The sequence below is a fragment of the Gemmatimonadales bacterium genome, assembly GCA_036265815.1.
Classification (GTDB): Bacteria; Gemmatimonadota; Gemmatimonadetes; order Gemmatimonadales; family GWC2-71-9; genus CAVVWJ01.
This window is the reverse complement of sequence record DATAOI010000005.1, coordinates 50,815-71,678: the sequence shown is the minus strand read 5'-3', so window position 1 is coordinate 71,678 and position 20,864 is coordinate 50,815. Positions and strand designations below refer to the sequence as shown.

The 20,864-nt window shown below is 68.8% G+C and carries 15 protein-coding genes; 6 read left to right on the top strand and 9 right to left on the bottom strand.

Annotated elements, in window-relative coordinates; all coding sequences use genetic code 11:
- The first annotated feature begins 49 nt into the window (after positions 1-49).
- Positions 50-643 carry a phosphatase PAP2 family protein gene (locus VHR41_00845; GenBank protein ID HEX3232711.1) on the top strand — a complete coding sequence of 198 codons (594 nt, stop codon included), beginning with the start codon at positions 50-52 and terminating at the stop codon, positions 641-643.
- A 41-nt stretch (positions 644-684) separates the two neighbouring features.
- Here the strand turns inward: VHR41_00845 and leuB are convergent, their stop codons facing one another.
- The 7 genes from leuB to VHR41_00810 all read right to left on the bottom strand — a co-directional run bounded on the left by leuB (position 685) and on the right by VHR41_00810 (position 8,844).
- On the bottom strand, positions 685-1,782 hold the full coding sequence (gene leuB, locus VHR41_00840) for a 3-isopropylmalate dehydrogenase (protein ID HEX3232710.1): 1,098 nt from the start codon (positions 1,780-1,782) through the stop codon (positions 685-687).
- The gene (gene leuD / locus VHR41_00835) at positions 1,779-2,393 is read right to left on the bottom strand and encodes a 3-isopropylmalate dehydratase small subunit (GenBank protein HEX3232709.1); all 615 of its coding nucleotides are present in this window, start codon (positions 2,391-2,393) and stop codon (positions 1,779-1,781) included. Before leuD ends, leuB begins: the two co-directional genes overlap by 4 nt.
- A 155-nt stretch (positions 2,394-2,548) precedes the next feature.
- Positions 2,549-3,958, bottom strand: coding sequence for a 3-isopropylmalate dehydratase large subunit (gene leuC, locus VHR41_00830; GenBank protein ID HEX3232708.1), 1,410 nt, complete (start codon positions 3,956-3,958; stop codon positions 2,549-2,551).
- Entirely contained in the window at positions 3,955-5,043 is a 1,089-nt protein-coding gene (gene ilvC, locus VHR41_00825) for a ketol-acid reductoisomerase (GenBank protein ID HEX3232707.1), read from the bottom strand. The genes leuC and ilvC overlap by 4 nt, the downstream gene beginning before the upstream one ends.
- 14 nt (positions 5,044-5,057) lie before the next feature.
- Positions 5,058-5,570: an acetolactate synthase small subunit gene (ilvN, locus tag VHR41_00820; protein HEX3232706.1), complete on the bottom strand. Its 513-nt coding sequence runs from the start codon at positions 5,568-5,570 to the stop codon at positions 5,058-5,060.
- Complete coding sequence (gene ilvB, locus VHR41_00815; protein ID HEX3232705.1) at positions 5,567-7,288, bottom strand: biosynthetic-type acetolactate synthase large subunit; 1,722 nt, start codon at positions 7,286-7,288, stop codon at positions 5,567-5,569. The genes ilvN and ilvB overlap by 4 nt, the downstream gene beginning before the upstream one ends.
- On the bottom strand, positions 7,288-8,844 hold the full coding sequence (locus VHR41_00810; protein ID HEX3232704.1) for a 2-isopropylmalate synthase: 1,557 nt from the start codon (positions 8,842-8,844) through the stop codon (positions 7,288-7,290). The genes ilvB and VHR41_00810 overlap by 1 nt, the downstream gene beginning before the upstream one ends.
- 513 nt (positions 8,845-9,357) lie before the next feature.
- Here VHR41_00810 and gltB point away from each other — a divergent pair.
- The 4 genes from gltB to queF all read left to right on the top strand — a co-directional run bounded on the left by gltB (position 9,358) and on the right by queF (position 17,081).
- Positions 9,358-13,995: a glutamate synthase large subunit gene (gene gltB, locus VHR41_00805; GenBank protein ID HEX3232703.1), complete on the top strand. Its 4,638-nt coding sequence runs from the start codon at positions 9,358-9,360 to the stop codon at positions 13,993-13,995.
- A gap of 107 nt (positions 13,996-14,102) precedes the next feature.
- Positions 14,103-14,777 carry a TetR/AcrR family transcriptional regulator gene (locus VHR41_00800; GenBank protein ID HEX3232702.1) on the top strand — a complete coding sequence of 225 codons (675 nt, stop codon included), beginning with the start codon at positions 14,103-14,105 and terminating at the stop codon, positions 14,775-14,777.
- Positions 14,770-16,629: an acyl-CoA dehydrogenase family protein gene (locus VHR41_00795; protein HEX3232701.1), complete on the top strand. Its 1,860-nt coding sequence runs from the start codon at positions 14,770-14,772 to the stop codon at positions 16,627-16,629. The genes VHR41_00800 and VHR41_00795 overlap by 8 nt, the downstream gene beginning before the upstream one ends.
- A gap of 59 nt (positions 16,630-16,688) precedes the next feature.
- A complete protein-coding gene (queF, locus tag VHR41_00790; GenBank protein HEX3232700.1) occupies positions 16,689-17,081 on the top strand; it encodes a preQ(1) synthase in 393 nt (130 codons plus the stop codon).
- 10 nt (positions 17,082-17,091) lie between these two features.
- Here queF and VHR41_00785 read toward each other — a convergent pair whose 3' ends face one another.
- Complete coding sequence (locus tag VHR41_00785; GenBank protein HEX3232699.1) at positions 17,092-18,612, bottom strand: M20/M25/M40 family metallo-hydrolase; 1,521 nt, start codon at positions 18,610-18,612, stop codon at positions 17,092-17,094.
- A 16-nt stretch (positions 18,613-18,628) separates the two neighbouring features.
- Positions 18,629-19,453: an ADP-ribosylglycohydrolase family protein gene (locus VHR41_00780; GenBank protein ID HEX3232698.1), complete on the bottom strand. Its 825-nt coding sequence runs from the start codon at positions 19,451-19,453 to the stop codon at positions 18,629-18,631.
- Positions 19,454-19,580: 127 nt separating this feature from the next.
- Between VHR41_00780 and VHR41_00775 the strand changes: the two genes are divergently transcribed.
- Positions 19,581-20,864 carry a citrate synthase gene (locus tag VHR41_00775; protein ID HEX3232697.1) on the top strand — a complete coding sequence of 428 codons (1,284 nt, stop codon included), beginning with the start codon at positions 19,581-19,583 and terminating at the stop codon, positions 20,862-20,864.

Below are 20,864 nucleotides of genomic sequence, written 5' to 3'. Positions count from 1 at the left end.
GCCCGGCCGGCCGCGATCGCGCGAGGCGCTGGGCTACGCCGGTCTCGCCGTGGTGTGCCTGCTGCTCTTCGGCTGGCTCACCGGACTGGTGATGGCGGGCCGCACCGATGGCTGGGACCAGCAGGTAATGTTGAGCCTCGGGCGGGACCGGCGTCCCTGGCTCAGCTGGTGGATGACCGTCCTGGGGGTGGTCGGGTCAGGCGCGGTGGAAGCGCCGCTCGTGCTCCTGCTGCTGTACGTCCTCGTCTCCCGCCAGCGAGTGGCCGACGCACGGGGCTACGCGGCAGCCGTGCTCAGCGGCTGGGCCCTCTACGCCGTGGCCAAGCTGGTGGTGGGCCGGGCACGGCCGCACGTCATTTCCTACCTCATGCATGGCGCCGGCTGGTATTCCTATCCCTCCGGCCACAGCATGCTCGCGCCGCTGGTCTTCGGACTCGGCGCGATCGTGTGGGCGGTACCATGGCAGAGGAGGACTGCCCGGTGGGCCATCCTGGGTGCCGCTATCCTGCTGTCCGCCGGCATCGGAATCTCTCGTGCCTACGTCGGCGTGCACTACCCCACCGATGCCATCGGTGGACTGCTTCTGGGCACGGGCTGGAGCGCGGTGTGGCTGTTCCGGTGGGAGCGCCGGCCGCCGGTGTAGCGGTTGTCCATGGCGGCCCGGCACGGCAGCGCAATTCCCCGCTATCGCGCCCCCGCCCGCTCCATTCCGCGCCCGGTCAGCACCAGCCGGGCGATCTCGTCCCCCATCTCCACCGAGCCCACCGTCGCCTCTCCCGGGCGAGCGATATCCGCCGTTCTGGCCCCTCCGCCGAGCACGCCGGCCACCGCGCGCTCGACACCGTCGGCCGCCTCGGGCAAAGCGAGACCGTACCGCAGCAGCATCCCGACCGACGCGATAGCCCCGATCGGGTTGGCGATGCCCCGGCCCGCGATGTCCGGGGCCGAGCCGTGCACCGGCTCGAACAATCCGGGTCCATCACCGATGGAGGCGGACGGCAGGAGGCCCAGCGATCCGGTAAGCACCGCACCTTCGTCGCTCAGGATGTCCCCGAACAGATTCTCCGTGAGCAGTACGTCGAACCCCGCCGGGTCGGCCACCAGGCGCATCGCGGCGAAGTCCACGTACAGGTGCTCCAGCCGGAGGTCGGGATACTCCGTAGAGCCCACTCGAGTGACCGTTTCCCGCCACAGCTGCGAGACTTCCAGCACGTTGGCCTTGTCGACCGAGGTCACCAGGCCCTTCCGCCCGCGGGCCGCCTCGAAGGCCACCCGGGCCACCCGCTCGATCTCCGGCACCGAGTAGCGCAGGGTGTTCACGGCGGCATCGGAACCCAGGCTCCGCGGCTCGCCGTAGTAGAGCCCGCCCAGCAGCTCGCGGACGATCAGCAGATCGACTCCCTCGAGCAGCTCAGGCCGGAGTGGCGACGCATGACGCAGCCCCGGATGGACCGCGACCGGACGAAGATTGGCGTAGGCCCCGAGCAGCTTCCTGAGCGCGAGCAGCCCCGTTTCCGGGCGCCGGCGGCCTTCCGCGGCGGCCAGTGAAGGATGACCCACCGCGCCCAGCAGCACCGCGTCGGCCTGGGTCACCGCCCCTCGGGTCCGGGGCGGCAGCGAATCATCGGCCTCCGCTACTCCCGCGGCGCCGACGGCGTACTCGGCGAGATCGAGGCGAAAACCGTGCAGCTCCGCTGCCGCGCGAAGCACCTTCACCGCCGCGGCTGTCACCTCGGGTCCGATCCCGTCTCCCGGGAGCACGGCGATGGTGTATCGCTTCATCCGGCCGACCCCTGGCGCGCCGCTTGCCGGGCCCGCTCGAACGCGGCGATCCGGGGCTCCTGCAACAACGTCTTGCCGATCTCATCCAGCCCTTCGAGCAGCATCTCCCGCCGGTATTCGTCGATGCTGAACACCGCCTCGAAGCCCGCGTCATCCCGCGCCCGGCGCTCCCAGAGGTCCACCGTGAGCTCGTAGCCGGCCGCCGCCGCGCTCGCGCGGCGGAAGAGCTCGTCCATCTCCGCCTTCCTCAATACCACGGGCAGCAGACCGTTCTGACAGCAGTTGCCGTAGAAGATGTCGGCGAAGGATGCGGCGACGATCGCTCGGAACCCGTAGTCCGCCAGCGCCCATGGTGCATGCTCCCGGGACGATCCGCAGCCGAAGTTCTCTCCCGCGAGCAGAATCGACGCGCCGGCGGCGGCGGGCTGATTGAGCTCGAAATCAGGATTGGGCGAGCCGTCGGCGAGATAGCGCCAGTCGAAGAACAGGCATGGTCCGAAGCCGGTCCGCTCGATCCGCTTGAGGAACTGCTTCGGGATGATCTGATCGGTGTCGACGTTGGCCCGCGGGATCGCGGCGACGCGTCCGGTGTGGCGGAGGAAGGGTTGCATACTCAATTTGATAAATATGCGTGATGGAAGATGTGCACCTTCATAATTTGCTTTAAGTAGATGTTGTATATGTTAGTGTTAAATGAGTTAGCGAAAGCTAATAAAGTACGTTAGCGGGACGCATACGCGCTTGAGCCCTCTGTATATCGCTTCGATTACCGCCGAATATACCCCCGCACGTCCACCAGACGGCCCTCCACCGCCGCCGCCACCGCCATCACCGGACTCACCAGGTGCGTTCGGCCTCCCCTGCCCTGCCGTCCCTCGAAATTCCGGTTTGATGTCGATGCGCATCGCTCGCCGGGACCGAGGATGTCCTCGTTCATGCCGAGACACATCGAGCAACCTGGATTGCGCCACTCGAAGCCGGCCTCGGTGAAGATCCGGTCGAGACCTTCGCGCTCCGCGGCGGCCTTCACCTGCTGCGAACCCGGCACCACCATCGCGCGCACCCCGCTCGCCACCCGGCGGCCGCGCGCGACACCGGCGGCCTCGCGCAGGTCTTCGATCCGGGCGTTGGTGCAGGAGCCCACGAACACCCGATCGACCTTGAGGCCTTCCAATGGCGTTCCGGGACGGAGTCCCATGTACTCGAGCGCGCGTTGGTACGATTGCCGGTCGGCATCGGTGGGTGCCTCGGTCGGGTCGGGGACCAACTCGGTGATCTCGGCCGTCATCCCCGGACTCGTACCCCAGGTGACCTGGGGGCCGATGGCGGCGGCATCGAGCTTCATCTCCCGGTCGAAGGTCGCACCAGGATCGGTGGCGAGCTCGTTCCACACCGCGCTCGACCGGCTCCATTCCTCCCCTGACGCAGACCGCGGCCGGCCGGCCAGGTAGGCAAGCGTCTTCGCGTCCGGTGCCACCATGCCCGCGCGCGCGCCGGCCTCGATGGACATGTTGCAGATGGTCATCCGGCCTTCCATCGAGAGGGCCCGGATCGCCTCGCCGGTGTACTCGATCACGTGGCCGGTGGCGCCCGCCGTCCCGATCCGGCGGATCACCGCCAGGATGAGGTCCTTGGCGCCGACTCCGGGGGCGGGCATGCCGGTGAAGCGAACTTCCATGGTCCGGGGACGGGACTGCACGATGCATTGAGTGGCCAGGACGTGCTCCACCTCGCTGGTCCCGATCCCGAACGCCAGCGCGCCGAACGCTCCATGGGTCGAGGTGTGGGAGTCCCCGCACACGATCACCATTCCCGGCTGGGTGAGCCCCAGTTCCGGGCCGATGACGTGCACGATGCCCTGGTTCGGGGAGTTGAGGTCGAACAGCTCCACCCCGAACTCCCCCGCGTTGGCCCGCAAGGCATCGAGCTGCCGGGCGGAGACCTGGTCGGCGATGGGCAGCCGCCGGTCTCCGGTCGAGACGTTGTGATCCACGGTCGCCTTGGTCAGGTCCGGCCGGCGCACCCGGCGACCCGCCAGGCGGAGCCCTTCGAACGCCTGGGGCGACGTCACCTCGTGCACCAGGTGCAGATCGACATAGAGCAGGGCGGGCCCACCGGGCTCCTGCTGGACGACGTGCGCCTCCCAGACCTTCTCGAACAGGGTGCGTGGCGTCACGTGACCGGCGCCGGCTTTCGGCCGCTGGGGGCGGATGACGCGGCCTTAGACTCGGCCGACGCTGCGCGCTGGGCCGCTTTACCTTCTTCCGACCAGGGCATCATCGCCCGGAGCTGGGCGCCGACCCGTTCGATCTCGTGATCCCGGTCGGTCTGGCGCAGTCGCTCGAAGTTGGCGCGGCCCGACCGATTCTCCGCCAGCCACTCGCGCGCGAACGAGCCGCTCTGAATCTCCTGCAGGATGCGCCCCATCTCCGCGCGAGTCTCCTGCGTGATGATCCGGGGGCCGCGGGTGTAGTCCCCATACTCCGCCGTGTCGCTGATGGAGTAGCGCATGAACTGCATCCCACCCCGGTACATCAGGTCGACGATCAGCTTGAGCTCGTGCAGGCACTCGAAATAGGCCATCTCCGGGCGGTAGCCCGCGGCGGTGAGCGTTTCGAATCCGGCCTTGACCAGGGCCGTCACGCCGCCGCAGAGCACGGCCTGCTCCCCGAAGAGATCGGTCTCGGTCTCCTCGCGGAACGAGGTCTCGATGACCCCGGCGCGGGTGCACCCGATGCCGGCAGCGTAGGCCAGCGCGTTCGCCAGCGCCTGCCCGCTCGCGTCCTGGTGCACCGCCACCAGGCCGGGCACGCCGCGTCCCCCCTCGAACTCGCTGCGGACCAGGTGCCCCGGCGACTTGGGCGCCACCATAGAGACGTCCACGCCGGCCGGCGGCACGATCTCGCCGAAATGGATGTTGAACCCATGGGCGAACATCAGCGTCTTGCCCGGGCGGAGCCCCGCGGCCACCCCGCCCTCGTAGACAGCGCGGCCGTCCTGGTCAGGCGTCAGCATCATGATCACGTCGGCCGCGGCGGCCCCTTCGGCGACCGTTCGTACGTCGAGCCCCGCGGCCTGTGCGCGCGCCCAGGAGCCGCCACTCTTGCGGAGCCCCACCACGACCTTGGCTCCACTGTCCCGAAGATTGAGAGCATGGGCATGGCCCTGGCTGCCGTAGCCGATGATGGCAAAGGTGCGGCCCGCCAGACGCCCGCGGTCGGCGTCGGCGTCGTAGTACACCCGCACGGGAAGGTTGGTCATGACTCGGTCTCTCCTTAGAGGGGAGCGGGAACCCGGTGCTCCGGGGTCAGTCCCGCCTCGATGGCGATGGCGCCGCTGCGGACCACGTCGAGCAGCTCGAACCGCTCGAGTGCCCGGATACAGGAAAGCACGAACGCCTCCGAGCCGGTGAGCTCCACGATCACCGCGTCGGGCGTATCGTCGATCACCGATGCGTGGTAGAGCTGCACCACGTCGAGCAGCTCGGCGTACCGGTCGGCGGCGGCGCGCACTTTCACCAGGGCCAGCTCGCGGGCCACCCCGTCCTGCGCCGCGAACGCTGCGGCCTCGCGCACGCCGACCACCTTCTGCAACTGCTGCACGGCCCGATTGGCCGTGGCTTCGTCCGATTGAATCATGATGGTGAGCCTCGAGACGCCTGGGGTCGTCGTGGGTCCGACGGCGATGCTCCGCACAGGCAGGTTGCGTCGCCGGATGAGTCCGACGGCGCGATTGAAGGTGATCAGCCGGTCTTCCAGCAGCACCGTGAGCGCGTGGGCGCCGGTCATACCCGGACCAGTTTCGGACCAGGTGACGGCGCGGCCGCCGTGGCCTCTTCCGACTCGATGGCGTCGGAGAGGGAGGCGCCGGGGGGAATCATGGGAAACACGTTGGCTTCCTGCTCGATGAGGAACTCCACCACCGCGGGCCCCGGCTGGGCCAGCGCGCCCCGCAGCACCTCGTCCACCTGGGCCGCGCTCTCCACCCGCCATCCGGGAATGCCGTACGCCTCCGCCAGCTTGACGTAGTCCGGACTCCAGATCGGCGTGGCCGAATAGCGCCGGCCGTGGAAGAACTGCTGCCACTGCCGCACCATCCCCAGGTAGCCATTGTTGAAGATCGCCATCTTCACCGGGATGCCTTCCTGCACCATGGTCGCGATCTCCTGCATGTTCATCTGGAATCCGCCGTCACCCGAGATGGCCCAGACCGGCTCGTCCGGACGGGCCAGCGCCACACCCATCGCCGCGGGCACCGCGAACCCCATCGTGCCGAGCCCGCCCGAGGTGATATGGGTATTGGGTCGCCGGTAGGGAAAGAACTTGGCCACCCACATCTGGTGCTGGCCCACGTCGGAGACGATGGTGCAGCGTCCGCCCGAGGCCTGGTCGATGGCGCCGAGGATCGACTCGGGAGAGAGCCCGCCGCGGAAGCTCTCCACCCGGGGGCGCATGAGGCCGGCGATCTCGTCCCGCCATGCCTCGCAATCGCGTGGGGGCACGGCCGCGAGCAGCTCGCGGAGGACCTCGCCCACGTCGCCCACCAGACCCACGGTCACCGGCACGTTCTTGCCGATCTCGCTCGGATCCAGCTCGACGTGCACCACTTTGGCCCCGCGCGCGAACGCCGCCAGGTTGCCGGTCACCCGATCGTCGAACCTGAGCCCCAGGCCGATGATGAGGTCCGCCTGCTGGATGGCCCGGTTGACGTGCACCTCGCCGTGCATCCCCGGCATCCCCAGGTGCAGCGGGTGCGACTCGGGGAAAGCGCTGATGCCGAGCAGGGTGGTGATGACCGGAACGCCGGTCCGCTCCGCCAGCATCCTCAGCTCGTCGTAGGCGCCGGCCAGGATGACTCCGTGTCCCGCCATGATGAGCGGCCGCTCGGCCTGGGCCACGAGTCTCGCGGCTTCCCGGATCCCGGCCGCCCGGTCGCCCACGCCGGACGCACCGGCGATCGCGCCCGGCGTCTCGGCACGCCCGCCGGTCCACTCCGCCTTCTGGTTCTGCACGTCCTTGGGCACGTCCAGCAGCACCGGACCGGGTCTCCCCTCAAGTGCCACGGCGAACGCCTCGCGCACGGCATCGGCCAGCTCCTCGACGTCTTCGACCAGGCGATTGTGTTTGGTGATGGGCTGGGTGATGCCGATGATGTCGGTCTCCTGAAAGGCATCCCTCCCGATCATCGCCCGGGGCACCTGGCCGGTGATCGCCACCAGGGGCGTGTTGTCCATGTGGGCCGTGGCGAGCCCCGTCACCAGGTTGGTCGCACCCGGCCCCGACGTGGCGACACAGACGCCGACCCGGCCGCTCGAGCGGGCATAGCCATCGGCGGCATGCGCCGCCGCCTGCTCATGCCGCACCAGCACGTGGCGCAATCCGGGGAACTCCGGCAGCGCGTGGTAGAACGGCATGATCGCCCCGCCGGGATAGCCGAAGAGGAGATCCACCTTCTCCTCCAGCAGTGCCCGGCAGAGAATCTGGGAGCCGGTCAGGAGCTCGGCCATCACACGCCCCAGAGATAGATGGAGTTGAGCGAGGTGGCCTCCAGCCGGTCGGCGTGGTAGGCCTTGTTGAGCGCGTGCACCAGCGCGCGCGCGCTCGCCTCCACGATATCGGTGGATGCGCCGTTCCCCGAGAGCGACTTGCCGTCGACGTTGGCCTGGAGGAAGACCTGCCCGACGCTGTCGCGCCCCGGCGTGAGCGATCGGAGCGACAGGCTCACCACCTCGATCTGATGTCCCAGGATCTCGCTGATCGCGGTGAACGCGGCCGAGATCGGGCCATCGCCGGTGCCCCGGGCGGACCGCTCGCCGGCCCAGGGACCGGTCATCCGCACCTCTGCCGTGGGACTGATGCTGCCGCAGACGACCCGCAAGTGACTGAGCTGGTAGGCCTCCTCGGCATCCTGAAAGCTCTCGTGCACCAGCGCCAGCAGGTCCTCGTCGAGGATCTCGCGCTTCCGGTCGGCCAGGGCGATGAACTGGCGGTAGACCTCGGTGAGCTGGGCCTCGCCCAGGTCGTACCCCAGATCCCGGAACCGGCGCTCCAGCGCATGTCGCCCGGAGTGCTTGCCCAGCACCAGGGTGGAGCGGGGAATTCCCACCATCTCGGGACGGATGATCTCGTAGGTGAGCCCGTTCTGCAGCATCCCGTGCTGGTGGATGCCGGCCTCATGGGCAAAGGCGTTCCGGCCGACGATCGCCTTGTTGGACTGGGGAAACGCGCCGGTGAGGTAGGAGAGGAGCTGGCTGGTGCGGTAGATCTCGCGGGTCTCCACGTTGCAGCGGAAGGTCACCGCCTGGCCGCGCACGTGGCTGGCCATGACGATCTCTTCCAGGGCGGCGTTCCCGGCGCGCTCGCCGATGCCATTCACGGTGCATTCGACCTGCCCTGCCCCGGCTTCGATCGCCGCCAGGCTGTTGGCCACGGCGAGTCCCAAATCGTCATGGCAGTGGGCGCTCAGCACCACCCGGTCGGCGCCGGGCACTCGGGCCAGGACGTCGCGGAACATGGCGGCGTATTCCGCCGGCAGCGCGTAGCCCACGGTATCCGGCAGGTTCACGGTGCGGGCGCCCTCCGCGATGGCCAGCTCCACCACCCGGCAGAGGAATTCCGGATCGGTCCGGCTAGCGTCCTCGGCGGAGAACTCGACGTCGTCGGTATAGCTCCGCGCCTGGCGGATGGCCGCCCGGGCGCGGTCGAGCACGTCCTCGCGGGTGGTCTTGAGTTTTTCCCGGATGTGGAGGTCCGAGGTGGAGATGAACACGTGCAGCCGGCCTCGCGCGGCCGACCGGATCGCCTCGCCGGCCAGCTCGATGTCGCGATCGTGGCAGCGCGCCAGGGCGGCGACGACCGGCCGCCGCAGCTCGGTGGCGATCTCCCGGACCGCGCGATAGTCCCCCTCCGACGCCGCGGGGAACCCGGCCTCCATGACGTCGACGCCGAGCGCATCGAGCTGGCGCGCCAGTCGGAGCTTCTCTTCGGAGGAGAGGCTGTTGCCGGGGGCCTGCTCGCCATCGCGCAGGGTGGTATCGAAGATCACGACGTCCTTGGTGGCCATACGCGCTTTCGTGCTCGAGAAAAGGGTGAAAGAAAAGCGCCGCGAGCCTGTCGGGTCGCGGCGCCTGGGAGATTCGGGGGAGACGCTGCTACTGTCTCACGCTACTCATGTCGGCACGCCGCGCAGCCCTCGCTCACCGATAAGCCCGGTAAGCAGGACGCTAACGAGAATGACGACGAGCCCGATGAGCAGCATGTGGACCTGATGCGGAGTGTGACATCGGCCGCCGGCGCGTTCCGCCGGCACGGTCCAGAGAGGCTAACGTAAGGCCTGGCCATATGTCAAGAGGCCGCGGGCCGCTTGACGAATGCACCGCGGTGCATAATAATTCAATCCATGCAGTCGACGCGCATCGCCCCGGCTACCGTGCTTCTGAATCTCGTCCGCTCCAGGGGAGCGACCGGGTAGCTGGCGCCTCGCGCGCAATCCCCGGCCCGCTCCCAGATGGAGCGGGCCTTTTTTGTTTCGCCTCGGCCTCTCCGGCCGACGAGGCATCCACCCGCAGGAGGCACCATGGCCGCCACTGGGCAGCGGATCCACCCGGCCGGTTCCCGTCAGCACGACCAGCGCCACGCCGCATCCGACCCGGGGGGCCTGCTCGACCCCGCACGGGAGCGCGACGCCTGCGGGGTCGGCTTCGTGGCTCAGGCCAGCGGCACCCGATCCCACGAAGTGATCCGGATGGCCTTGGACGCGGTGGCCCGGGTGTCCCACCGCGGCGCCGCATCCACCGACAATTCGGGCGATGGCGCGGGACTGCTGACCCAGATTCCCCATCGGCTCTTCTACCGCGATGCCTACCGGCTCGGCCTGCATCTACAGCCTGGCCTGCCGTTCGGCGTCGGCGCCTTCTTCCTGCCGCGGGACCCTCACGCGCTGGGCGAGTCCGTGGCCTTGATCGAGGCGGTGCTGGCCGGAGACGGCATTCCCTTCCTCGGCTGGCGCGACGTGCCCAACAATCCGGATGCGCTGGGACCCACGGCCAAGGCGTCCTGCCCGGTCATCCGCCAGGTGCTGGTGGGCCGTCCCGCCATGGCGGGTGACGAGGAGGCGTGGGAGCGCGCGCTCTATCTGGCGCGACGAGAGATGGAGCGACGAGCGTCCGCGCGAAACCTGCCGGACTTCTACGTCTGCTCGCTCTCCTGCCGCACCATCGTCTACAAGGCCCTCCTCACCGGGACGCAGCTCCCCGCCTTCTTCACCGACTTCCGCTACCCGGAGTATGAGAGCGCCGTCGCGATCTTTCACCAGCGCTACTCCACCAACACCCTGCCGAGCTGGCCCCTGGCCCAGCCGTTCCGCCTGCTGGCCCACAATGGCGAGATCAATACGCTGTGGGGTAACCGGAACGCCATGACGATGCGGCAGCCCATGCTCGCGTCCCCGGTCTGGGGCGAGAAGATCGAGCGGCTGCGCGAGGTCATCTGGCGCGACGGCAGCGACTCGGCCAGCCTGGACAACGCCATGGAGCTGCTGGTGCGCTCCGGGCGGGACGTGGTGCACACGTCGATGATGATGGTGCCCCAGGCGTGGGAGAAGTATTCCGACGTCGATCCGGGGGTGAAGGCGTTCTACGAATACCATCAATGCGTGCTGGAGCCGTGGGACGGCCCCGCGGCCATCGCGTTCACCGACGGGGTGCTGGTCGGCGCCTCGGTGGACCGGAACGGACTGCGGCCCTCGCGCTACAAGGTGCGGCGTGACGGGCTGGTGGTGTCCGGGTCCGAGGTGGGAGTGGTGGATCTGGACCCGCGCGAGGTCGTGGAGTGCGGCAAGGTGGGCCCGGGCGAGGTGCTGGTGGTCGATACCCGGCGCGGAGAGGTCATCCGGAACCCCGACGCGAAGCGGACGGTGGCGGCGCGGCGGCCCTATGCGCGCTGGGTGGCCCGCTATATGGCCACGCTGGTGCCTGATCCCGCCCGGGTGCCTCCGGTGCACGCCGGAGAGGCCCTGATCCGAGACCAGCGCGCGTTCGGCTACGGCTCGGAAGATCTGCGGCTGGTGCTGGAGCCGATGGGGAGCTCCGGCGGCGATCCGGTCTGGAGCATGGGCGACGACACGCCGATCCCGCCCCTCTCGGCGGTGCCGCAGAGCCTGTACGCCTACTTCCGGCAACGCTTCGCCCAGGTGACCAACCCGCCCATCGATTCGCTGCGCGAGGCGATGGTGATGTCGCTCCGCATGCACCTCGGCCGGCGGGGGTCTCCGCTGCTGGAGCGTCCCAGCTACGCGCGGATGCTCCGTCTGGAGCATCCCATCCTGGCGGCCGACGAGATGACCGCGCTCCGCAACGTCGCCGGCTTCTCGACCGTCACGATCGACGCGGTGTGGGACGTGGCCCGAGGGGTGGACGGCCTTCGGCCGGCGCTCACCGCGCTCCGACGGGCGGCGGAGCGCGCGGTCCGGCGGGGCGCCAGCATTCTGGTGATCAGCGACCGCGCCGCCGATGCGCGCCGCGCGCCGATCCCGATGCTGCTGGCGGTCGGCGCCGTGCGGCAGCACCTGGTGCACACCGGGCTCCGGGCGCGGGTGGGTCTGGTGGCCGAGGCGGGCGATGCCTTCGACATCCATCACTTTGCCACCCTCATCGGGTATGGCGCGGAGGCGGTCCACCCCTGGCTGGCCTTGGCAACGATCGAAGGGTTGTACAGCGAAGAGCGAGAGCGCTCCCGCCGGGAGAAGGAGGGCGATGCCGCCCCCCGGCCGACTCCTGCCGAGGGACGAGCCCAATTCCGCTCCGCCGCCGAGAAAGGCCTGCTCAAGATCCTCTCGAAGATGGGCATCTCGACGCTCTCCTCCTACTGCGGCGCCCAGATCTTCGAGGTGCTGGGGCTGGGACACGAAGTCATCTCCACCTGCTTCGCCGGCACGGCCTCACCAATCGGCGGCATCGGCTTCGAGGAGATCGCGGAGGACGTCCTGACCCGCCATCGGGCCGCCTATCCCGACGGCGAGGGTGCGGAGGTCTCGTTGCCGGACCACGGCCGGGTGCGCTTCCGGAAAGACGGGGAGGATCACGGATGGGCCCCGCCCATCGTGGTGGCCCTGCAGCAGGCGGTGAAGGCCAACGGCCAGGACGCGTACGGGGGATTTCTGGTGAAGAACGGGGGCCGCCGGCCGGCCGGGCCGCGCGATCTCCTGGCCGTGCGCGAGGGTGCCCCGGTGCCACTGGAGGAGGTCGAGCCGGCGGAGGAGATCCGCCGCCGCTTCATTTCCTCGGCGATGTCGCTCGGCGCACTCTCGCCCGAGGCCCACGCGACGTTGTCGATCGCGATGAACCGGATGGGCGCGCGCTCCAACTCCGGTGAGGGTGGTGAGGACCCGCAGCACTACCACGGACTGGGCAACGGCGACCGGGCCGACAACCGCATCAAACAGGTGGCGTCCGCCCGGTTCGGGGTGACCACGGAGTACCTGACGCGGGCGGAAGAGCTGGAGATCAAGATCGTGCAGGGGGCCAAGCCCGGCGAAGGCGGCCAGCTCCCGGCGCACAAGGTGACCGATCTCATCGCCCGGTTGCGACATGCGGTGCCCGGCATTCAGCTGATCTCGCCGCCGCCGCACCACGACATCTATTCGATCGAGGACCTGGCCCAGCTGATCCACGACCTCAAGACGGTGAACCCACGGGCGCGGGTCGGGGTCAAGCTGGTGGCCGAGACCGGCGTCGGCACGGTCGCGGCGGGGGTGGCCAAGGCTTACGCCGATTACGTGCTGATCGCCGGGCACAACGGAGGCACCGGCGCCTCGCCGCTGTCCTCCATCAAGCATGCCGGCTCGCCGTGGGAGCTGGGATTGGCGGAGGCGCAGGCGACGCTGGTCCGGAACGGACTCCGCCACCGGATCGAGGTCCGCACTGACGGCGGTCTCAAGACCGGTCGGGACGTGGTGATCGCCGCCCTCCTGGGTGCGGAGACGTACGGATTCGGCACGGCGCCTCTGGTGGCCATGGGCTGCGCCATGGCCCGGCAATGCCACATCAATACCTGCCCCACCGGCATCGCCACCCAGCGAACCGACCTTCGCACCAAGTTCAAGGGTACACCGGAGCAGGTCATCACCTACTTCACCCTGCTGGCGGAGGAGGTCCGGCAGTTCCTCGCGGCGCTGGGCGCCCGGAGCATGGACGAGATCATCGGACGGAACGACTTCCTCCGGCGGGTCGAGCGGCCCGAGGTCCCGCGGGCGCAGATGCTCGACCTGTCGCTGCTGCTGGCCCCGACGGACGACGCCGGCCGGCCGCGCCGGCCCACCGGGTGCCTGCGGCGCACCGCGCCGCGGAACGACCGTCCCGGTCTGATCTCACTCGATGAGGAGATCCTGACCGAGCTGGCTCCCTACCTGGAGAGTGGATTGCCGTTCTCCGGGAACTATCCGATCTCCAACCACCACCTGGCCGTGGGTGGCCGGGTGGCCGGCACCATCGCGGAGCGGCACGGCGACGCGGGGCTGCCAGCGGGGTCGGTCCGGCTCCGCTTCACCGGAAGCGCGGGGCAGAGCTTCGGCGCCTTCGCCTGCCGGGGCATGCAGCTCGAGCTCGAAGGCGAAGCCAACGATTACGTCGGGAAGGGATTGAGTGGCGGGGAGCTGATCATCCGCCCGTTCCGCCGCGCGGCCTACGCCGACGTATCGCACCTCCATCTCATCATCGGCAACACGGTGCTCTACGGGGCCACCGGTGGGAAGCTCTTTGCCGCGGGACAGGCCGGTGACCGGTTCGCCGTCCGGAATTCGGGAGCGGTTGCGGTGATCGAAGGCGCCGGCAACCACTGCTGCGAGTACATGACGGCCGGCATCGTGGTGGTGCTGGGACGGGCGGGCCGGAACTTCGGCGCGGGCATGTCCAATGGGGTGGCCTACGTGCTCGACGAGGGCGGGACGCTGGACAGCCGAGTGAACCACGACATGGTGGAGCTGGCCGAGCTGGAGGAGCAGGACGTCGAGCTGCTCAAGCGGCTGATCCGGGAGCACGAGGAGAAGACGGCGAGCGCCCGGGCACGGACCATACTGGTGCAGTGGGAGGAGTTTCTGCCGCGCTTCCGGAAGGTGGCGCCCAGGAACGCCGCCGGCCTGGTAGCGGCGACTCGGGACGCCTACCTGCAGGCGGTGCAGATCGAGCCAGGGCTCGAGCTGGCGCGCCGGACGGCCTGAGCCGGCAGGAAGCCGGCTCAGCGGCGCCTGGTGGGACCGCTTGTGCCGATAGCATCCTGTAGATAACTTGCTGAACGACAAGCAAGAGTACCACCATGGAGACAGCTATGCGCCAGCGAGCCGAAAAAGAGCGGAACGCCGCCCGTAGCCGCGCCGCCATCCTGGACGCCGCCGAGCGGCTCTTCGCAGCCCAAGGCTATGAGGCAACAAGTCTTACCGACGTCGGCGCGGCCGCTGGCGTCTCCCGTGGTACTCCGGGCTACTTCTTCGGGTCAAAAGCTGAACTGTACCAGGCGGTGCTGGATCGCTGCTTCGGTGAGGTACGGGAGGCGGTTCGGTCCGGCCGGGCTCGGGCCCTGGCCAGCAGTCAGACCGCCGAGGCAATCCTGGCCGGCGCGGTCTCCGACTATTTCGACTTCCTCGCGGCCCGGCCGAACTTCGTTCGCCTGATCGAGCGGGAGGCGCTGAGCGGCGGAGGTCCACTGGAGGGCGCCGGCCACCTCTCCGCCGGCCAGGAGGCGCTCACGGCCATCAGCCTCGAGCTCGGCCTGGATGACTCGCCGTCGGGCAACGCCGCGCAGCTTCTCCTCAGCATCATCGCCCTCTGCTGGTTCCCGCTGGTCCATGCGCGCACCGTAGCCCCCGCCGTCGGGGTCTCCCTGGAGGACACGCAGGATTTCGAGCGGCGCAAGCGCCATGTCGTCCACCTGGTTCTCCACGGGCTGCGCGGTCTCACGGCGCCGCTCGCGTCCACCCTCACCGAGCCCGCCGGCCATGACTGACCTTCTCGCGCACCCGCAGCCTCAACCGCGTACCCAGCTCGCCACCGAGCAGGAGGCCCGGGAAGTCGCCGAGGCGGCGCGGGAGAAGGATTGGCAATCGCCCAGTTTCGTGCGGGAGCTGTTCGAGGGCTCCTTCCGGCTCGACCTGATCCACCCGTACCCCGAAATGAGCGCCGACGACGTCGAGCGCGCCCGGCCGTTCATGGAGCGCCTGGAGCGGTTTCTTCGCGAGCGGGTGGACAGCGACCGGATCGACCGCGAGGGAAAGATCCCGCCGTCGGTGGTCCAGGGTCTCCGGGAGATCGGAGCGTTCGGCATCAAGATCCCCGAGGAGTACGGCGGCCTGGGGTTGAGCCAGACGGGGTACACCCATGCCATCGGCCTGGTCACCAGTGTCGACGGCAACCTCACCGCCCTGCTCTCCGCCGCCCAATCCATCGGCGTGCCCCAGCCGCTCAAGCTCTTCGGGACGCCGGAGCAGAAGCGGAAGTATCTGCCCCGGCTTGCCCGGGGAGCGGTCAGCGCCTTCGCCCTCACCGAAGCGAACGTCGGCTCCGATCCCGCCGCCATGAGCACCACGGCGGTGCTCTCGCCCGACGGCAGCCATTACGTGCTCAACGGTGAGAAGCTCTGGTGCACCAACGGCACCCTCGCGGAGCTGATGGTGGTGATGGCGCGGACGGGCCCCAAGAAGATCACCGCGTTCATCGTCGAGACCGACTGGGCCGGGGTGGAAGTGGTCCAGCGGCTCCACTTCATGGGGCTCCGGGCGATCGAGAACGGCATCATCCGCTTCACCGACGTAAAGGTGCCGGTGGAGAACGTGCTCTGGGGCGAGGGCAAAGGCCTCAAGCTCGCCCTGATCACCCTCAACACCGGACGGCTCACCCTCCCTGCTTCGGCGGTCGCCGCCTCGAAACGCTGCCTGGAGATCGTCCGGCGCTGGGCGGCCGAGCGGGTGCAATGGGGCCAGCCGATCGGGAAGCACGATGCCATCGCGCAGAAGATCGGCCGGATGGCCGCGGAGGTGTTCGCCATGGAGGCGGTCGCGGATCTGGCCTCGCTGATGGCGGATCGGGGCACGACGGACATCCGGCTGGAAGCGGCGCTGGCCAAGATGTGGAACACCGAGATCGGATGGCGGATCGTCGACGATACCCTGCAGATCAAGGGAGGCCGCGGCTACGAGACGGCCGACAGTCTGCGGAGCCGCGGCGAGCGTCCCGACCCGGTGGAGCGGATGATGCGCGACTTCCGGATCAACCTGATCTTCGAGGGGTCCAGCGAGATCATGCGGCTGTTCATCGCGCGGGAGGCGGTGGACACCCATCTCAAGTTGGCGGGCGACCTGATCGACCCCAAGGCTTCCATGTCGCGGAAGATCCGCGCGGCGCTCCGCTCGGGCGCGTACTACGCCGTGTGGTATCCCAAGCTCTGGCTCGGCGGAGCCCGGTTGCGGCGCTACGCGGAGTTCGGTTCGCTGGCCACTCACATTCGCTTCGTGGACCGATCCTGCCTGAAGCTGGCCCGCACCCTCTTCCACTGCATGGTTCGCTTCGGACCGAAGCTGGAGAAGCGCCAGGCGGTCCTCGGCCGCCTGGTCGAGATCGGCGCCGAGCTGCTGGCGATCACGGCCGCGTGCAGCCGCGCGCTGGCGATGGTGCGGAAGGATCCAGCCAATCAGGGGCCGGTCGAGCTGGCTGATGGGTTTGCCCGCCAGGCCCGCCGCCGGGTGGAAGACCGGTTTGCAGCGGTGTTCGAGAACGATGATCTGGCCATGTATGGCATCGCCCAGCAGGTCCTCAGAAACGAGCACGCCTGGCTGGAGCAGGGCATGGTGCGGCTGGGGTGAGCGCTGTGGGCCCGCCGGCGAATGCGGGTATATTCCGGCGACCCGATTGAGGACGCGCCATGGCCATCGCCGAAGGCAGGACCATCCCGTTCACGGGCCCGGAGGCGGTCGATGTCTCGGTGCTGGAGACATTCGAGTACGCCGGCCCCGAGCAGGAGATCGTCACCGAGACCCGCGAGTTCAGTCCGGTGTGCCCCTACAGCGGGCTGCCAGACTTCGCCACGCTGCGCATCACGTACGTGCCATCCGACCGGTGTCTCGAGCTCAAGAGCCTCAAGTACTACCTCACCAGTTACCGCAGCGTCGGCATCTTCCAGGAGCACGCCACAGCCAAGATCGCCGAGGACCTCTTCCAGGTCCTGCAGCCGATCCGGCTCACCGTGGCGACGATGTACAACACCCGCGGCGGATTGGATACGACCTGCACGGTGACCCTGCCAATGGAAGCCTGAGGCCGCAGCCTCAGCGCGCCGCGAGCCCGGGTGACGGGTGCGTCGGCACCTGTTCCGGAGCGCGCTTCGGGCCTCGGGGGAGCAGCTCCGGCAGGTTGGCCAGCTCATAGGCGGTCACGGCCACGACGGCGGCCGCTTGCTTCAGGTCCCCCGGAACGGCATGGTCGAAGGTGTCCGTCTGCGAATGGTGGGTGTGGCTGTACCCCCGCGGCAGCTGGTCGAAGTTGAATCCGGGCACTCCATAGGGCAGGAAGGAGAGGTGGTCGGTGCCGCTCTTGCTGGCGTCGCGCACGCTGTCGGCTCCGAGCGCGGCCACCGGTGCTAGAAGCTCCTTCCAGAGTCCGGCCAGTTCCGTCCGCCCTTGGAGCGCCTGTCCCGTAATGGCCCCGGTCCCGTTGTCCAGCACCAGCACCGCCTGGATGCTGTCCGCCTCGGCCGCGTGCGCGGCCGCGTAGGCCCGCGAGCCGAGCAGGCCCTCCTCCTCACCGCTGAACAGCACGAATCGAATGGTGCGCTTGGGCCGGAGGCCCGAGCGCGCGATGACTCGCGCCGCCTCCAGCACCGCCATCGATCCCGTTCCGTTGTCGGTGACGCCGGTGCCCAGGTCCCAGCTATCGAGATGGGCGCCCAGGATGACGACTTCATCCGGCCGCTCGCTGCCTCGGAGCTCGGCCACGGTGTTCCACTGCTGCACCGGGCCGCCTCCGAATGCGTTCTCCACCCGGGCCACCACACGAGGCGCCAGGCCGGCGCGTACCTGGCGCTCCAGCATGGTGTAATCCTCATGGGCGATCACCAGGTTGGGCAGCGGCGACACCCGGATCGGCGATCCACTCATGGTCATGAGGGCGTGCTCCTTGGAGCCATCCACCAGAGTGCCGAGGGCACCGGCTGACTTGAGCACGTAGGGGAGATCGAGGGCGAACTGCCGGCGGGCCAGCACCGCGGGGGCCGAGGTGTCCGCGCTGGCCAGGTTCCGGAGACGCAGCAGCTCCGCGAGCCGGATCGAGTCGTCGGCCGTCATCGGAGGCCCGTCGGGATTCCACAGCGGGTAGGGGCTGCGCGGAAGGACCCAGGCTCCGCGAACCTTGTCCTTGTACGCGGCCAGGCTGTCGGGTGTGGAGAGGTCCGCCAGGATCACCGGGCCAGCCACGGACTTGCCGTGCGTGCCGGCCGTCCAGGCCCAGCTATGGGCGGTGATCCCGCGGGTGAACGGCGCGAGCAGTCTGAGCGAGGCGGCGCCGCGTTCCCAGGTGACGGCGAAGGTGTACGGCTCCAGCCGGGTGGCGAGACCGTACGCCTTGAACCGCTCGGCCGTCCAATCGTTGGCCCGCCGCATCGCGGGGGAGCCGGTGAGCCGTGGCCCGATGGCGTCGCTCAGGTGTTGCAGGTTCTGCATCAGCTCGGAGTGGTTCATCGCCTGGGCGATCAGGGTGCCGGCCCCGGTGGTATCCACCCCGCTCTGGGCAGCGAGAGGGGCCCCGCCGAGGAGGAGAAGCAGCATCATTCCAGCAGAGGAGGGTCGGTGCATCAGCGGATCATCCCGTTCAAGTTGGAGTGGTGCGTGCCAGGACGGCCGCGAGCCGCCTGAGAGACTCCCCCTGGTCGGGCAGAGCGGCCGACCACGGATCCAGCGCCTCGACACCGTCCCTGGCCCCCAGCAGCGCTCCGGCGGCCCCGGCCAGGGCAGCGCTCCGGGGCCCGCCTTCGGCCGCCCAGGACAGTCCTCGCGCGGCGAGCGGCTCGTGGTAGGCGAGCCAGAGCGCCGCCCTCACGCACCCGACGGCATCCGGGGCGGAAAGTTCCGCCGCGCCCAGGTCCTCGCGCAGCGCCACCGGCACTCGCCGAAGAATACCGAGGAGCTCCTCCGGGACGGCGTTGTTCCGGAGCGCCTCCAGCACATCGGCGATGAAGTCGCGCTTCCCCTGAAGAAATCGCGCCAGCGCCACGTTGAGGGCGACGGCGGACCAGGCCACAGCCGGATCGGGATGGGTCAACGCGGCGATGTGATAGGTGCCGCTTACCAGATTGCGGGGGGACTGAAACATCGCGATCGCCACCGGCACACAGTGGACCAGCGGGTCGGGCCCCCGGCCGGCAGCCTCAGCGGGTGGTGCATCGTAGCGCTCCAGATGGCTCAGGGCCGCCGCGGTCTCCGGCCCGATGCCGCGGGGATCCGTCCGGTAGTGTTTCACCCATCGGCGCGCCGTCTCTCGGAGGTCGGTCCGGCCGTGTGCGAGCTCTTCGGCCAGAATCCGCGCCAGCGCCAGCGCGCCATCAGGGGCGGCGCCCAAGGCAAGCGACCGGCCCACCGTCAAGCCAATGAGAGTGCCTTCGGTGCGGCTCGACAGCGCGGGTAGTAGCCTCGGCATCCTACTCTCCTTAGACTGCAAGCAGCGGCGGGGGATTCAAGTGGCGGAGGCGCCCCGGCACACGTTATACTGACTCGCCCGCAGCGCCGTACGCCCACCTCGCAGCGAACTCCGGAGGAGTCGGCTCGTGGCCAAGGATACGCTCAGCATCACGGACAACCGCACGGGCCGCAGCTACGAGGTGCCCATCGTTGAAGATACCATCCGAGCACTGGACCTCCGCCAGATCAAAGTGGCGGATGACGACTTCGGCTTGATGACGTACGATCCGGCATTCATGAATACTGCGGCTTGCCGCAGTGCCATCACCTACATCGACGGCGACCAGGGCATTCTCCGGTATCGGGGCTACCCGATCGAGCAGTTGGCGGACCAGGCCACTTTCCTCGAGGTGGCCTACCTCCTGGGCGAGGGGCGGCTGCCCACCCGCCGGGAGCTCGAGCAGTGGGCCGAGACGATCAAGTACCACACCTACGTCCACACCAACATCACCAAATTTCTCGAGGGGTTTCGCTACGACGCCCACCCCATGGGCATGCTCCTCGGCGTGGTCGGCGCCTTATCGACCTTCTACCCCGACGCCAAAGACATCCACGACCCGGCCAACCGTTACCTGCAACGGGTCCGTCTGCTCGCCAAGGCACCGACCATCGCGGCGTTCGCCTTCCGGCACTCGCGGGGGCTTCCATTCGTGTTCCCGGACAACGACCTGGATTACATCGGGAACTTCGTCAACATGACGTTCAGCATCGGGGGGCGGCACAAGCCGAACAAGGTGCTGCAGCGGGCGCTGGAGATCCTGCTGATCCTGCACGCCGACCACGAGCAGAACTGCTCCACCAGCGCGGTCCGCGCCGTCGGGTCGTCCCACGTCGATCCGTTCTCCGCCATCTCCGCGGGGATCGCCGCCCTGTACGGGCCGCTGCACGGCGGGGCCAACGAGGCGGTGCTGAGTATGCTGGACGAGATCGGGGAGAAGAAGAATATTCCTCGATTCATCGAGGAGGTGAAGTCGGGACGCGGTCGACTCATGGGGTTCGGACACCGGGTGTACAAGTCGTACGACCCGCGGGCCAAGCTGATCAAGCGGGTGGCGGATGAAGTGTTTCAGCAGACCGGGCTCAATCCGAAGCTGGAGATCGCCCTCGAGCTGGAGCGAATCGCCCTGGAGGACGAGTACTTCACCAAGCGGAAGCTCTACCCCAACGTGGACTTCTACTCCGGCCTGATCTACCAGGCGATGGGATACCCGACCGAGTACTTCACCGTCCTGTTCGCGTTGGGACGGATGCCCGGGTGGCTGGCCCAGTGGGAGGAGATGTTGCTGGACAAAGACCAGAAGATCGCGCGCCCCCGGCAGATCTACACCGGGGAGCAGGAACGCCCCTACGTCCCGCTGGACCAGCGCTGA